This window comes from Streptomyces sp. NBC_00249, assembly GCF_026342355.1.
GTDB lineage: Bacteria > Actinomycetota > Actinomycetes > Streptomycetales > Streptomycetaceae > Streptomyces.
Genome location: NZ_JAPEMV010000001.1, coordinates 1,203,325 through 1,217,576 on the forward strand (window position 1 = coordinate 1,203,325; position 14,252 = coordinate 1,217,576).

Consider the following 14,252-nt stretch of genomic DNA (forward strand, 5'->3'; position numbering starts at 1 on the left):
GTTCCCGGCCACGTACGGCCCGAAGCGCTGGAGGAAGGCGCCATGAGCGAACCGTCCCGTCCCGATGCCCGCGACCAGGGTCCGGGGGATGGACACCAGGAGTTACGCGCGGATCTGCAGCGCCGCGAAGACGACTTGAACGGTCTGCTCGGCCGGTTCAAGACGCTGAGCGGGGGGTTCGACGAGCTGAGCGGGAAGGCGGACTCGCTCAGCACCGCCGTGACATCTCTGCGGTCCGAGACGACGGACCTGCGGAAGCAGCTGTCCGCGACCGACGCGAAACTGGACCGCCTCGTGGCGGACTTCACGGACCACCGCGAGCGGTACGAACGCGACCAGGCCGTCCTCGCCGCGCAGTTCGACCTGGACCGGGCTCTCGGCGAATGGCGCAGCAGGTTCGGGCAGCGGAACCAGGTGCGTTCCCTGGCCGCCGGCCTGGTCCGGAGCCTCACCCCGGACCTCGTCGGCAAGGGGCTCCTGCGCACCGGTAGCCTCCGGGGCTTCATCGAGGCGCACCTCGTCCACGATCCCGAGTTCTGGCTCGGCCACGCCACCCTCGCGCTCGCCGCCCAGCTGGACGGCGACACGGAGCTCAAGTTCAGTGCGATGGGCGAGGCCGGATACCGGGGCGACGGCAAGACCCTCCTCTTCCTTTCGCTGGCGGCGGCCAGGGCCGGCGCACACGAATGGGCCGGCAACTGTATGGACCGCTACCTCCAGGAGAGCGTGGACCCGGATCACCTCGACAGGGACTTCCTGGTCGTCCTCGACGCCGTGGCCAGCGGGGAGCTCGGCGAGCAGGCCCACGGCTACGCCTCCCGCCTGGTGTTCCGCTGGGCCGCCGAGGCGACCGCCGGCACGACGGCGGCCAGGGCTAGCGCCCGGCGCTGGGAACCCCAGCTGAAGAAGCTGCTGATCCCGCCGGGCGACCGCTACGCGTCCTTCGGCGAGGCGTGTGCCGGCGGCTGGGAGGACCTCCAGTACGGCTGGCGGCTGGCGACCGTCACCACGGCCGCTCTGGACCACCTCCGCCGGGAGTTCCCGCCGCCGGGCCCCGGCGCACGCTCCGCGACCCGTGCCCCGTACGCGGAGACCGCCATCGACCGCCTGATCCGGAGCCTGGAACCCGATGAGGCCGCCGCGCACGCCCGGATGGAGTTCCTGCGCCGCTTCATAGAGCACCGTGGCGACGAACGGGCCACGCGCGAGGAGCACGATCTGCGGCAGGCGGCACAGACCGAGGTCCTGGACTTCGCGACGCTCCTCGGCCACGCGGTGTTCGAGCCCGGTCGGGTCGCGCTCGGCGAGGAGGCACGCCGCCTGGCGCTCCCGGTGGTGCTGCCCCATCTGTGCGTGGCGGCCACGGCTTTCGTGAACGCCTCGCTGCAGCGGCGGAAGGAGAGCGTCCGTGTCGTGATCGAGGGCTGGCGCACCGTTCTGCCCACCGATCCGGCCGAGTCCGTCGACGGGACGGCTCTCGCCGCGGAGCTGGAGACCGGCCTCCTCGCACGTACGGAAGCGGAGGCCGCCGCCGTGGACCGCAACCTGCCCCGCCGTGTCGGGGGCACCTTCGGCGGGCTGGCCGGCCTGGTCCTCGCCCCGTTCTTCCTCGTCGGCCCGTCCCTGTGGCTCGCCCTGGTCGTCGGTGGGGCCACCAGTGCCTGGGGGCTGCTGGACGTGCGGCGGGTACCCGCCGAGCGCGCGAGGGTCCGGGCGGCGGGCGCCGCGCGGAACGACCGTGCGCAGCGCCGGCTGCGGGAGGTGCTGGGTTCGCGGGTGGCGTTCTTCACGGACTGGAACGCGCACGCGGCGCGGCTGGAGGAGCTCCGCGACTGGAACCCGACGGGGCAGGTGACGCAATGACGGAATCGGAACGGGTCCTGGGCGGACGCTACCGGCTCGACTCCCTCCTCGGCCGCGGGGCCCAGGGGACCGTCTGGCGGGCCCGCGATCTGCGGCTGGACCGTGACGTCGCCGTGAAGGTGACCCCCACGTCGAGGGACCTCGAGTCCTCCGGGGAGGCGCGCGAACACCTCCGGCGGTTCCACAAGGAAGCACTGGCCATGGCACGGATCGACAAGCAGCCGCACGTCGCGGAGATCTACGACCACGGGGCCGACGCCGACCTCCTGTTCTCCGTCATGGAGTACATCGAGGGCGTCTCGCTCGCGGCCCACCTCCGACGGCACCAGCCCCAGCTGGAACAGACCGTGCGCTGGACGAAGGACATCTGCAGCGGGCTCTCGGGCGCCCACGCGGCAGGGGTGATCCACCGGGACGTCAAGCCGAGCAACATCGTCATCGACAAGAAGGACCGGGGAGCCCATCTGGTCGACTTCGGTCTTGCCCGGCTGCTCGGCGGCTCCTCCTCCCGGACCCCCGTCGGCAGCCTGCCCTACGTCGCCCCCGAACAGCTCGCCGGCAGGAGCACGGCCAGCAGCGACCTGTACTCCCTCGGCTGCGTGATGTACGAGATGCTCACCGGCCGCACCCCCTTCGGCCACCTTACGGAGGGCGCCGCCTTCTGGTACCACCACACGGATCGGATGCCCGACCCGCCGCGCGCGCTGCGTCCGGGCATTCCGGGCCCGCTCGACCATCTGGTGATGCGCCTGCTGAAGAAGGATCCGGACGACCGGCCCGCCGACGCCCGGGCCGTGGCGCGCGCGGTCGAGCAGGTCGAGTTCGCCTCCGACGACGCCGCCGGCCCCCACGTGGACTCACGGCACGTCGAGGAGATCCGGCGCCTGGAACGGTTCATCGAGCAGCATGCGCAGGAGCCGTGGGCCAGGGACCCGGAGGTGCTCGACGCGCGCTCCCGGCACGCGAGGCTCACCGGCGAGTCCGGGGACTCCCGGGGAGCGGCCGCGCTCTACCAGCGCCTGGGCAAGGACTGCGCGCGCTGGCTCGGCCCCGGTGACAAGCGGGGTTTCCAGGCGTACCGGGAGGCGGCCCGCTGGACGGAGCGGGCGCACTGAGGAGACGCCCCCGCCCCCTGAGGGGAGCGGGGGCGCGGACCGCCGCTCAGCCGCGCGTCACCGCTCCCCCGCCGGGTCGAGGTCGCCCCGGGGGACGGCCTCGTACGGGGTGGCCCGCGGGTCCTTCGCCGTGACGGGGGCGGGTGCCACCGCCGGGGGGCCCGCCACGAAGGGGCGCCACCAGGCCGTGGCGGGGGCGTCGGGTGCGGCCGGTTCGAAGGGCTGGCCGGGGATCGGCAGGGCGACGGCCGCGCCGGCGGCTTCGGCGGCGGCGACGGTGCCCTCGCCGGGCTCGTCCCACGGGTGCGGGGCCAGGTTGAAGGTGCCCCAGTGGATCGGCAGCATCGTGCCGCGCGGGACCCCGCCCTGGAGGTCGAGGTGGGCGCGCATGCCTTCCTCGGGGGTCATGTGGATGTCGGGCCAGTACTCCGAGTACGCCCCGATCTGGATCATCGTGGCGTCGAAGGGGCCGTGGGTGGCGCCGATCTCCTGGAAGCCGGGGAAGTAGCCGGTGTCCCCGCTGTGGAAGATCCGGTGCTCCTCGCCCGCCACGACCCAGGAGGCCCACAGGGTGAACTGCTGGTTGCGCAGGCCGCGCCCGCAGAAGTGGCGGGCCGGGGTGGCCGTCAGGGAGAGCCCGGCGACCTCGGTGGTCTCGTTCCAGTCGAGCTCGCGCAGCCGGCCGGGGCTGACGCCCCAGCGCTCCAGGTGGGCGCCGACGCCGAGCGGGACGGCGAAGACCGTGTCCGTACCGGCCAGGGCCTTGATGGTGGGCAGGTCGAGGTGGTCGTAGTGGTCGTGGGAGATGACCACGACGTCGACGTCGCCGAGGGAGGCCAGCGGTACGGGGACCGGGTGCAGCCGCTTGGGCCCGGCGAAGGGGAAGGGGGAGCAGCGCTCGCCCCAGACCGGGTCGAAGAGGACGCGGCGGCCGTCGATCTCGGCGAGGACGCTGGAGTGGCCCATCCAGGTCAGGCGCAGTCCGCTGACCGGCGGCTTGGCCAGTTCGGCGAGGGTGGTCGGGTACACGGGGATCGGGGCGCCGGGGTTGCGCCGGATCCGCTGTTCCTTGTGGAAGTAGATCTTGGCGAACTCGGCCATCGACCCGGAGGGCCTGGTCCGGGCTGGTGCCGGGTTCTGGAAGACGCCGTCGGCGAAGTTCGGCGAGCGCAGGATGCGCTCCAGGCGTGCGCCGGACGGATCCGCGCCGAAGGCTTCGGGCCGCAGGGCGCGCAGCCGGGGACGCAGGGGCAGGGAGCCGGTCAAGGCGCCTCCTGGTGAAGGTGCAGGATGGGACGGACGGTCGGTCGTACGTCAGGGACGCACCACCGGCCGCACGTGAGTCTTGGGTCTACGACCTTCCCAACGCGCACCGGCCCCCGAGGATTCCGCCTCGCCGTATCGTTCCGGCGGGACGGGGTGGACCGCAGTGGACGGGGCGGCCGGGCGGGACGGCCGGGCCCTTCCCCGGACCCGCCGCCCCGCCCTCCCCCCTGGCGTTCCGCCTACAGCGGCAGCAGGTCCGGGCGCTTCGCCTCGACGTGGTCGCCGGAGGACTCCCCGCGCAGCCGTCGTCCGATCCACGGCACGAGGTGCTCGCGCGCCCACTGGATGTTGTCCCGGGTCACGTCCACGGATCCGCGCGGCGGGGTCGGCGGCCACGGCTGGTCCGGGTCGGCGGGTACCTCGTAGCCGAGGACCTGCGCGGCGCGCAGCGCGACGCGGGTGTGGCCCTCGGGCGAGAGGTGCAGCCGGTCGCCGTCCCAGGCGCGCCGGTCCTGGACGGACTTCAGCGACCAGAGGTCGAGCACCGGGCAGTCGTACCGGTCGGCGATGGCGCGGACGTGCGCGCTGTACGTCGCGACCTTGCCGCGGAGGTGCTTGAGGACCGGTACTCCCCGGGTGTCGAAGCCCGTGGTGATCATGACGTGGCCGACGGCGCCGGTGAGGTCGGCGACCGCCGCCTCGAAGCGTTCCGCCACGTCGTCCGGGTCGCTGCCGGGCCGGATGATGTCGTTGCCGCCCGCGCAGAAGCTCACGAGGTCCGGCGCGAGTTCCTTGGCCCTGGGGAGCTGCTCGGCCACGATCTGGTCGAGGAGCTTGCCGCGGACCGCCAGGTTCGCGTACTTGAAGTCGTGCTCGTCGCGCTGATCCGCCAGGAGTACGGCGAGCCGGTCCGCCCAGCCGAGATACGAGTCCCCGGGTCCCGGGTCCCCCACGCCTTCGGTGAAGCTGTCCCCGATCGCCGCGTACGAGCCGATGGTCTTGAGTGTCGTCTTCGTCGCTGCCACGGGAGCCCATCCTTCACCCCCGTCACCAACCTACGCCAACGTAATGAGGGGTTGACGGACCGTGATCTATACCACCCGGGAGATAAGGAATAAGTACAGACGGGGCCGGGACCCCCCTCAGGTCCCGGCCCCGCCCGTGTCACCGCCGTGTCGGCGGGTGTCCTCAGAGGCTGACGCCCTTCCCGCGGAGGTAGGCCAGCGGGTCGATGTCCGAGCCGTAGGACGGGCCGGTACGGATCTCGAAGTGGAGGTGGGGGCCGGTCACGTTGCCGGTGGCGCCGGAGAGTCCGATGCGCTGGCCGGCGGTGACGCTCTGGCCGGTGGAGACGGACAGCGAGGACAGGTGGCCGTACTGGGAGTACTTGCCGTCGGCGTGCTTGATGACGACCTCGTTGCCGTACGAACCGCCCCAGCCTGCGGAAACCACGGTGCCGGCGCCGACCGCCTTGACGGTGGTGCCGGTGCTTGCCATGAAGTCGACGCCGGTGTGGTAGCCGGAGGACCACATGCTGCCGCCGAGGCGGTAGGGGGTGGAGACGCCGCCGCTGACGGGGGTCACGAAGCCGGTCGCCTTCGACTGGGCGGCCGGGGCCTCGGGGGCGGCGGGCGCGGCCGGGCCCTTTCCGGCGGACCGCGGGGCGGGCGCGGACTTGGGCGCGGGGGCGGACTTCGGGGCCGCTTCCCGGGCGGTCTCGGTCTTCCCGGCGTCGCCCTCGTCGGACGACGATTCCTCGTCCCCGGCCTGAGCGCCGCTGGAGGAGCCCTCGCCGGAGGCGGGAGCGGAGGGCGCGGAGGGCGCCTCGCCCCGGCCGTCGAGGGTGAGCGTGAGGCCCGGGTGGATGAGCGACGGGTCGGTGCCGACGGCCTCGCGGTTGTCGGCGTAGAGCTGCTCCCAGCCGCCGGAGAGGTGGCGCTCGGCGGCGATCTTCGAGAGGTAGTCGCCCGGCACGACCGTGTAGGTGGTCGGCGCGGCGGCGGGGGCGGCCGCCTGGAGCGCGGCGGGGGCCTGCGCCGCCCGCTCGGGGGCGACGGCCGGGGCCGCGGGGCCGGCGGCGTGGGCGCCGGCGACGGCGGTCAGCGGGAGCGCGAGGGCCGCGCCGCCGGTGCCGGCCACGGCGAGACCGCGGGATATGGAACGGGACTTCGGGCGGCGGTGCTTACCCTTTGCGGGCATGGCGAATTCCTCTCCGTCGCCTGCGAGGTGAGCTGTCGGGTTCGGACTGGAGATGTCCGGCCGTGCACGTGGGAGCACGTGTCCGGCTTCACCCCTAGCCCTTCCGGTAAAGATCCGGAACGGCGGCTTACCTGGTTCCCCCGCTCCTGCCGCGCGCGTCGATAGTCGGGTGCGGTTCCCGGGCGGCGGCAGGATTCGGCGGTCCACCCGGATCGATCGCGAAGGTAATCGAGCGGGACGGTGCGCAACAAGCCGTGAATTCCCTGACGGAATCACAGGGATGAGGGATCAGCGGAATTCCCGTCACCCTGTGTCCATTCCGCACCATCAACAACCGCCCCGGCAAGGGAATTCGGTTCTCGTGATCAGGCACGCTCGGTCACCGTATGATCTGGCTCACGGAGCTTGGCGCGATCTCGCCTCCACATATGGCAAGTTGTTCCCAACCGGACCAATTCGGACACCTCAGGACGATGCGGAGGAGTACACGTGACCCAGCAGATACCCCAGCCCCTTCCGGCGCTGCCCGAACCCGAGCCGGAGTTGATCGGAGTGCGCAATTTCCGTGATGTGGGCGGGCTGCCGACCACCGACGGACGGAGGGTCAGGCCGGGACGACTGTTTCGAAGCGGACATCTGGCGCATGCCACCGAAACCGGAGCAGAGTTCCTCGCCTCGCTCGGTCTCCACACCGTCTTCGACTTCCGCAACCGCGCCGATCACGCCCTGGAGGGCGCGGACGTCGAACTGCCGGGTGTGCGCAACGTGAACATCCCGCTGTCGGATCCGGCCGACGGGCGGGAGTTCTGGACGATGGTCCGCGAGGGCGATCTCGCCCAGCTCCGCACGGTCCTGGGAGAGGGCAGGGCGGCCGCCCGCATGACGGACTCCTACCGGACGATGATCCGCACCCGCACCGCCGAGCACAGCCGGGTCGTGCACGCGCTCGCCGGGGACAGCGTCCCGGCCCTGATGCACTGCGCGGCCGGCAAGGACCGGGCCGGCCTCTCGATCGCCGTCACCCTGCTGGCCCTGCGGGTCGAGCGCGAGGCGATCGTGGCGGACTACCTGGAGTCGAACGCCCCGCACCGCCGCTACCGGGTACGCCGTGGCAGCGAGGCCGCCGAGTCCCGTTCGCCCGAGGTGATGGAACTGCTGTCCCCGCTGTTCGACGCCCGCGCCGAGTACCTGGAGGCGGCCTTCGAGGCCATCGACGAGGAGTGGGGCGGGGTGGAGCGCTACCTGGCCGAGGGCCTCGGACTCGCGCCCGAGACCCTCGCCGCCCTGCGGGAGAAGCTGCTGGTCTGATCCGGCCGGCCGCCGGGGTGGGGCGGGCCGTCAGCGGTTGCCGACGGCCTGCTTCACCAGGGTCCGGCCGAAGTCCCACATCAGCGAGCCCCCGCCGTGGGCCTCGTCCATGACCTCGCGGAAGGCCCCGACGAACCGGTCCACGTCCGCCTCGTCGACGATCAGCGGCGGGATCAGCTTGATGACCTCCAGGTGGTCGCCGGAGACCTGGGTGAGGATCCGGTGCCGGCTCAGCAGCGGAACCACCACCATCTGCGCGAACAGCCCCTTGCGGGCCGCCTGGAGCATCGCCCACCGGCTGCGCAGCCCCAGGGAGGACGGCCGGCCGAACTCGATGCCGATCATCAGCCCGCGGCCCCGCACCTCGTGGAGGAGTTCGTACTCGTCCACGAGCGCGGCGAGCCGGCCGCGCAGCAGGTCGCCCACGGCCCGGGCGTGGGCGACGACCCCCTCGTCGTCCATCACGGAGAGCACCGCGAGCCCGGCGGCCATCGCCTGGGCGTTGGAGCCGAAGCTCGCGGAGTGCACGAGGACCCGGTCCATGGACGAGTAGACCTTGTGGAAGATCCAGTCCTTGCCCAGGGTCGCGCCGACCGGCACGTAGCCGCCGGAGAGGGCCTTGGCCACGCACACCAGATCCGGCTCCACGCCCGGCTCGTGCTGGTACGCGTAGAAATCTCCGGTCCGTCCGAGGCCGGTCTGCACCTCGTCCGCGATGAGCAGCGCCTTGTGCCGGTGCAGCAGTTCCTGCGCGGCCCGCAGGAATCCGGGCGGGGCGGCGAGCACCCCCTTGCCCTGGACGGGCTCGACGATCAGGGCGGCGACGTCCCCCCGCCGCAGCTCGCGCTCCAGGGCGGCCAGGTCCCCGAGCGCGATCTTCGTGTCGGGGAGCAGGGGGGCGAAGCCGTCCCGGAAGCCGCCCTCGCCGTTGACCGACAGCGAGCCGGTGGTGAGCCCGTGGAAGGCGTGGTCGCAGTAGAGGATCCTGGGCCGCCCGGTGGCGTACCGGGCGAACTTCAGGGCCGTCTCCACCGCCTCGGTGCCGCTGTTGCCGAAGAAGACCCGGTCGAGGTGGGGGCTGTGCGCGAGCAGTTTCTCGGCGAGGAGTCCGGGCAGCGGCTGGCAGTCGAAGCGGGTCAGGTCGGCGAGCTGGGCGTCCAGGACGTCGTGCAGGGCGCGCCGGACCACCGGGTGGTGCCGGCCCAGGCCCATCACACCGAACCCGGCGAGCATGTCGAGGTAGTCGTTGCCCTCGGCGTCCCAGAAGTGGGCGCCCTCGGCCCGGACGTAGACCTTGTCGAAGCCGATGGTGCGCAGCATCCGGGGCAGCTGGTGGTTGAGGTACCGGGTGTGCAGCTCGTAGCGCTCCCCGCCGCGCTCGGCGAGCAGCGCGGCGAGGTCGAAGCCTTTGGGACCGTCCGGCGCCCCCGTCATGAGGAGGTGGTCCGGTTGCCGCCGATCGTCTCCCGGGCCGCGCGCAGGGACTCCTTGAGGGAGCCCATGGTGGCGAGGACGGCGGTCGGCTCGTAGCCGCAGTGGGCCATGCAGTTCGCGCAGCGCGGGTCCTTGCCGCGGCCGTACTTGCTCCAGTCGGTGTCCTCGATCAGTTCGCGGTACGTGGGCACGTATCCGTCGCTCATCAGGTAGCAGGGGCGCTGCCAGCCGAAGAGCGAATAATTCGGAATGGCCCAGGCGGTGCAGGGGAAATCCGCCTTGCCTTCCAGGAAGTCGAGGAAGAGCGGGGAGTGGTTGAGCCGCCAGCGGGCCCGGTTGCCTCCGGCGAAGGCCTTCTTGAAGAGTTCGCGGGTCTGTTCGACGCCCAGGAAGTGTTCCTGGTCGGGGGCCTTTTCGTAGGCGTAGGCGGGCGAGATCATCATCTCGTCGACCTGGAGGTCGTCATTGAGGTAGTTCAGCACCTCGATGATCGTCTGCGGGGTGTCGGTGTTGAAGAAGGTGGAGTTGGTGGTGACGCGGAATCCGCGCCTCTTCGCCTCCTTGATGGCGGCGACCGCCTCGTCGAAGACGCCTTCCTTGGCCACCGATTCGTCGTGGCGTTCGCGCAGTCCGTCGATGTGGACGGCGAAGGCGAAATACGGGGACGGGGTGAACTTCTCGATCTTCTTGCGGAGCAGCATCGCGTTCGTGCAGAGGAAGACATACTTCCGCTTGGCCACCAGCTGGCGCACGATCTCGTCGATCTGGGGGTGCATCAGGGGCTCGCCGCCCGCGATGGACACCATCGGCGCCCCGGATTCCAGGACGGCGCCGACCGCCTGGGCGACCGGCATGCGCTGCTTGAGCACGCCGGCCGGGTGCTGGATCTTCCCGCAGCCCTCGCACGCGAGGTTGCAGGCGTAGAGCGGCTCCAGTTCGACGATCAGCGGGAACTTCTCCCGCTTGCGGATCTTCTGTTCGAGAAGATAGGTCCCGACCCTGATGGACTGTCGCAACGGCATGGCCATCTGGCTCACCTCCTGGGGAGCAGCAACGAACGGTGCCAGTCATAAAACGCGGGCAGCACGGCACGGAGAACACGGAAGGCCGATATTCCACCGCGGACCGTGCCGATACGGACGAGCTCGTGCTCCGGAGCGTCCACGATCACCCGGACGGCCGCAACCGGACGGGCTCCGCCCGCCGTGGCGGTCCACAAGGTGGCCGCGGACTCCATGTCGACCGCGACGGCGCCGGTGGCGCGCAGCTGGGCGCGCTCCTGGCCGCGGACGACGTGGTCGGAGCCGGTCAGTGCGCCGATGTGCACGGTCCGGCCGGGGGCGGCGCGGGCCAGTGCCTCGGCGAGCAGGGCGGTACCGGTGCAGGTGACCGCCCCCCGGGGGTCCCGGGTCTCGTCGGCGACCACCAGGTCGCCGGGGTGCATGCCGGGGACGAGCCCGGCGCAGAATCCGGTGGCGAGGACGGCGGCCGCCTCCGCCCCGGGGCGTTCCAGGGCCCGGGTGACGGCCCGTTCGGCGGCGCGCGGGCCCATCCCGGTCCGCAGGACCGTCGCCGTACGCGGCACGGCGCCGCCGCCCGCGCTGCGCAGGGCCACCTGCTCGATGCGCAGCGCGCAGGCGATGAGCAGCGGGGCCGGCCCGGGCGCCGTAGCCGGCGGGCCGGCCGGGGCGGTCATCAGGCCTCCTCGGCCGGAGCGGGGACGGCCGTGGCGTGCCGGCCGCCGGGGCCGAAGGGCTCCCCGTGGAGGTAGCGGCCCAGCGCGGTGAGGGGGAACACCTGCCGGTAGAGGTGGTAGTTGATGGAGAAGTCCCAGGGGAAACCGGTGCCGGTGAAGTACGGCTCGTCCCAGGTGCCGTCCGGGTTCTGCGTCCCGACCAGGTACGCGAGTCCCCGCTCGACGGCCTTGCCCTCCCGCTCCCCCGCCGACAGCAGGGCCATCAGCGCCCAGGCGGTCTGCGAGGCGGTGGAGGCGCCCTTCCCGGCCCAGGAGCGGTCCCGGTAGGAGCGCTGGTCCTCGCCCCAGCCGCCGTCCTCGTTCTGTACGGATTCCAGCCAGCGCACGGCCCGTCGGATCGCGGGGTGCGCGGGGGCGAGACCGGCGGCGGTCAGGGCGGGGACCACCGAGCCCGTCCCGTACACGTAGTTGGTGCCCCAGCGGCCGAACCAGCCGCCTTCCGGCTCCTGTTCGGCGAGGAGCCAGGCGATCCCGCGCCGGGTGCGGGGGTCGGCGGCCTTGCCCTCGACGGCGAGCATCTCCACCACGTGCGCGGTGACGTCCGCCGAGGGCGGGTCGATGACCTCGCCGAAGTCGCAGAAGGGCAGCCGGTTCGGCAGGGTGCTGGTGTTGTCGGCGTCGAAGGCGCCCCAGGCGCCGTTCCTCGACTGCATGCCGAGGTTCCAGGAGACCCCGCGCGCGATGGCGGCCTCCATCCGGGCCGGCTGCGGATGGCGGATGCGGCGCAGCGCCAGCACCACTTCGGCGGTGTCGTCGATGTCCGGGTAATTGTCGTTGTCGAACTCGAACGCCCAGCCGCCCGGCTCCAGTCGGGGCCTCTGCACAGCCCAGTCGCCCGGGCGCCGGATCTCCTCGCCGAGCATCCAGTCGGCCGCCTTGACCAGCGCCGGGTGGTCGGGGGGCAGGCCCGCGTCGGCGAGGGCGATGGCGGCCAGGCAGGTGTCCCACACCGGGGACTGGCAGGCCTCGATCATCCGGGCCCCGTCCTCGCGCCACACGGCGAACCGGTCGAGGGACTCCAGTCCGGCGCGCATCACCGGGTGCTGGAGGTCGTAGCCGAGCAGGTGCAGGGCGATCACGGAGTACACGGCGGGCGGCTGGATCCCGCCCCAGCAGCCGTCGTTCTCCTGCCGTTCGACGATCCACCGTCCGGCGCTCGCCATGGCGGCCTTGCGCAGCCGACGCGGGGCGATCCGCCGGTAGAGGTGCAGGGCCTTGTCCATCCGCTGGAAGGCGCCGTCCCAACTGGCCGCGTTCGCCAGGGTCCTGGCCGGGTACGGGGTGCGGGCGTCGGTGTGCAGCTCGTCCAGGGCGAAGGGGGCGGGGCGCACGGGCCGGGTGGCGGAGACCACGGTGAGCGGGACGATGGTCTGGCGGGCCCAGCAGCCGAAGTCGTAGATGTTCAGCGGCACCCAGGACGGCAGGAACACCAGCTCGGGCGGGAGTTCGGGCAGGTGGTCCCAGCTCCACCAGCCGAACAGGGCGAGCCAGATCCGGGTGAACACCCGGGCGGAGGCGATCCCCCCGTGGGCCCGGATCCAGGCCGAGGCGCGGGCCATGTGCGGGGCGTCGGGCGGGTCCCCGGCCAGGCGCAGGGCGACGTACGCCTCGATGGTGGCGGAGAGTTCGGGCGGCCCTCCGTGGAAGGTGGCCCAGGTGCCGTCGCTCTGCTGCTCGCCCCGGATGAAGAGGGCGCCGGCCTGCGTGGTGGCCTCGTCCCGGATGCCGAGGAACTGGCGCAGCAGCAGGTCCTCGGCGTCCATGGTGACGTTCGTCTGGAGGTCGCCCTTCCACCAGCCGGCGTCGTCCTGCCGGTCCAGCAGGTCACGGACGGCACGGTCGGCGGCCTCCCGGACCTCGCGCTCCAGTTCGGGCGCGGCCTCCTCGGACCCGCTTCCCGGCGTGCGCGCGGCGGGCTCCGTCACCGGGCCGCCGGTGCGGTCCCCGGCGGCGCCCGGCGGCCCGTCGGCCCGGCCGTCCGCCCGGGTGGCGGCCCCGGCGTCGGCCAGGGCCATCACGCGCTCGTGGTCCGGATCCGCGCCGCCGGCCATCGCACCGCCGCCGTCGGTCGTCGCTGTCATGGCTTCCCCTTAGAACAGTGTCCTCTGCTGTGCTGGGGTCTGCCGTCGGCCGGTGCGCGCTCTAGCAGGTGGCGGCGCCGGCCGGCGACTCGCGCTTCATATCCGCCGTCGGGTGGCGATCACCTCTTGCGCACGACGACGAAGTCGGCGAGCGCCACGAGCTGGTCCCGTACCCGCTGCGGCATGTCGACGTCGTCGAGCGCGCGGATGGCGACCGCGTGCTGGCGGCGTGCCTCGTCGGCCGTCCACTGGCGTCCGCCGGCGGCCTCGATGAGCGCCGCGCGGGCCGCGAACTCCTCCTCGGAGAAGTTCTCGAAGTCGTTGCTCTTGGCGTCGGCGGCCAGCAGCTCGGCCAGTTCGACCGAGGCCGGGCCGCCCGCCGCGAGGGCGGCGACGACGGGCAGGGACTTCTTGCGCTGGCGCAGGTCGCTCCAGGTCTGCTTGCCGGTGGCCTCCGGGTCGCCCCAGATGCCGAGGAGGTCGTCGACGGCCTGGAAGGCGAGGCCGAGGTGGTAGCCGTACTCCTCCAGCTTGTCGGCGGTGCGGTCGTCCGCGCCGCCGAGGACGGCGCCGATGGAGACGGCGCAGGCGAGCAGGGCGCCCGTCTTGTTGCCCTCCATCTCCAGGCACTCCTCGACGCTGACGCGCTCGCGGTGCTCGTAGGAGATGTCCTGGGCCTGGCCGTCGATGAGCTTGCGGCTCGCGGTGGTCAGCCGGCGTGCCGCACGGCCCGCCTCGACGGTGCCGAGCTCCAGCAGCACCTCGTTGGCGAGGGCGAAGAGCGCGTCGCCGACGAGGATGGCCAGCGCCGGTCCGTGGACCTTCCAGACGGTGTCGCGGTGGCGGCGCTGCTCGTCGCCGTCCATGAGGTCGTCGTGCAGCAGCGAGAAGTTGTGGACGAGTTCGACGGCGACGGCGCCGGGGATGCCGACCTCGGCCGCCGCGCCCGCCGCCTCGGCGGACAGCAGCGCGAGCGCGGGGCGGACGGCCTTGCCGCCGTCGCCGTCCGCCGGGTTGCCCTGGGCGTCGATCCAGCCGAAGTGGTAGGCGGCGACGGTGTCCATGGGGGCCGCGAGCCGGGCCACGGCCTCGCGGAGCACCGGGGTCGACATCGTGCGGCCGCGTTCGAGGAGGGCGAGGGTGTCCGCCTTCTCCGTGCCCGCCGGGACCGCGCTTCCTGAAGCCGTGCCCCCTGAAGCCGCGCCCACACTGGCAGCCGTGTTCTCGACA

11 protein-coding genes and 1 riboswitch are annotated in these 14,252 nt (G+C 72.6%); of the genes, 3 read left to right on the plus strand and 8 right to left on the minus strand.

The features are described 5' to 3' along the window. Nucleotides 1–42 precede the first annotated feature (42 nt). Nucleotides 43–1,863 carry a hypothetical protein gene (locus tag OOK31_RS05440; RefSeq protein WP_267011164.1) on the plus strand — a complete coding sequence of 607 codons (1,821 nt, stop codon included), beginning with the start codon at nt 43–45 and terminating at the stop codon, nt 1,861–1,863. Then, nucleotides 1,860–2,978, plus strand: a complete 1,119-nt coding sequence (locus tag OOK31_RS05445) for a serine/threonine-protein kinase (RefSeq protein ID WP_267011165.1) — start codon at nt 1,860–1,862, stop codon at nt 2,976–2,978. The genes OOK31_RS05440 and OOK31_RS05445 overlap by 4 nt, the downstream gene beginning before the upstream one ends. Before the next feature lie 57 nt (nt 2,979–3,035). Here OOK31_RS05445 and OOK31_RS05450 read toward each other — a convergent pair whose 3' ends face one another. The 3 genes from OOK31_RS05450 to OOK31_RS05460 form a co-directional block, all read right to left on the minus strand. Then, nucleotides 3,036–4,244: an MBL fold metallo-hydrolase gene (locus OOK31_RS05450; protein WP_267011166.1), complete on the minus strand. Its 1,209-nt coding sequence runs from the start codon at nt 4,242–4,244 to the stop codon at nt 3,036–3,038. Nucleotides 4,245–4,483: 239 nt separating this feature from the next. Beyond that, complete coding sequence (locus OOK31_RS05455; protein WP_267011167.1) at nt 4,484–5,269, minus strand: SGNH/GDSL hydrolase family protein; 786 nt, start codon at nt 5,267–5,269, stop codon at nt 4,484–4,486. Nucleotides 5,270–5,432: 163 nt separating this feature from the next. Continuing rightward, nucleotides 5,433–6,443, minus strand: coding sequence for a M23 family metallopeptidase (locus tag OOK31_RS05460; RefSeq protein WP_267011168.1), 1,011 nt, complete (start codon nt 6,441–6,443; stop codon nt 5,433–5,435). A gap of 4 nt (nt 6,444–6,447) precedes the next feature. Further along, a riboswitch (cyclic di-AMP (ydaO/yuaA leader) is annotated at nt 6,448–6,654 on the minus strand. Between the two features lie 278 nt (nt 6,655–6,932). On the opposite strand from OOK31_RS05460, the gene OOK31_RS05465 reads away from it, so the two are divergent. Continuing rightward, nucleotides 6,933–7,751 (plus strand): tyrosine-protein phosphatase, encoded by an 819-nt coding sequence (locus OOK31_RS05465; protein WP_267011169.1) that lies wholly within the window; start codon nt 6,933–6,935, stop codon nt 7,749–7,751. 30 nt (nt 7,752–7,781) lie between these two features. On the opposite strand, the gene OOK31_RS05470 is transcribed toward OOK31_RS05465, so the two are convergent. From OOK31_RS05470 to OOK31_RS05490, 5 genes are all read right to left on the minus strand, one after another. Then, nucleotides 7,782–9,185 (minus strand): aspartate aminotransferase family protein, encoded by a 1,404-nt coding sequence (locus OOK31_RS05470; protein WP_267011170.1) that lies wholly within the window; start codon nt 9,183–9,185, stop codon nt 7,782–7,784. Continuing rightward, nucleotides 9,182–10,213: an adenosyl-hopene transferase HpnH gene (gene hpnH, locus OOK31_RS05475; RefSeq protein WP_267011171.1), complete on the minus strand. Its 1,032-nt coding sequence runs from the start codon at nt 10,211–10,213 to the stop codon at nt 9,182–9,184. The genes OOK31_RS05470 and hpnH overlap by 4 nt, the downstream gene beginning before the upstream one ends. 5 nt (nt 10,214–10,218) lie before the next feature. Beyond that, complete coding sequence (locus OOK31_RS05480) at nt 10,219–10,881, minus strand: 1-hydroxy-2-methyl-2-butenyl 4-diphosphate reductase (RefSeq protein WP_267011172.1); 663 nt, start codon at nt 10,879–10,881, stop codon at nt 10,219–10,221. Further along, nucleotides 10,881–13,022 (minus strand): squalene--hopene cyclase, encoded by a 2,142-nt coding sequence (shc, locus tag OOK31_RS05485; RefSeq protein WP_267011173.1) that lies wholly within the window; start codon nt 13,020–13,022, stop codon nt 10,881–10,883. Before shc ends, OOK31_RS05480 begins: the two co-directional genes overlap by 1 nt. Nucleotides 13,023–13,141: 119 nt before the next feature. Next, entirely contained in the window at nt 13,142–14,134 is a 993-nt protein-coding gene (locus tag OOK31_RS05490; protein ID WP_267011840.1) for a polyprenyl synthetase family protein, read from the minus strand. Nucleotides 14,135–14,252: the final 118 nt, after the last annotated feature.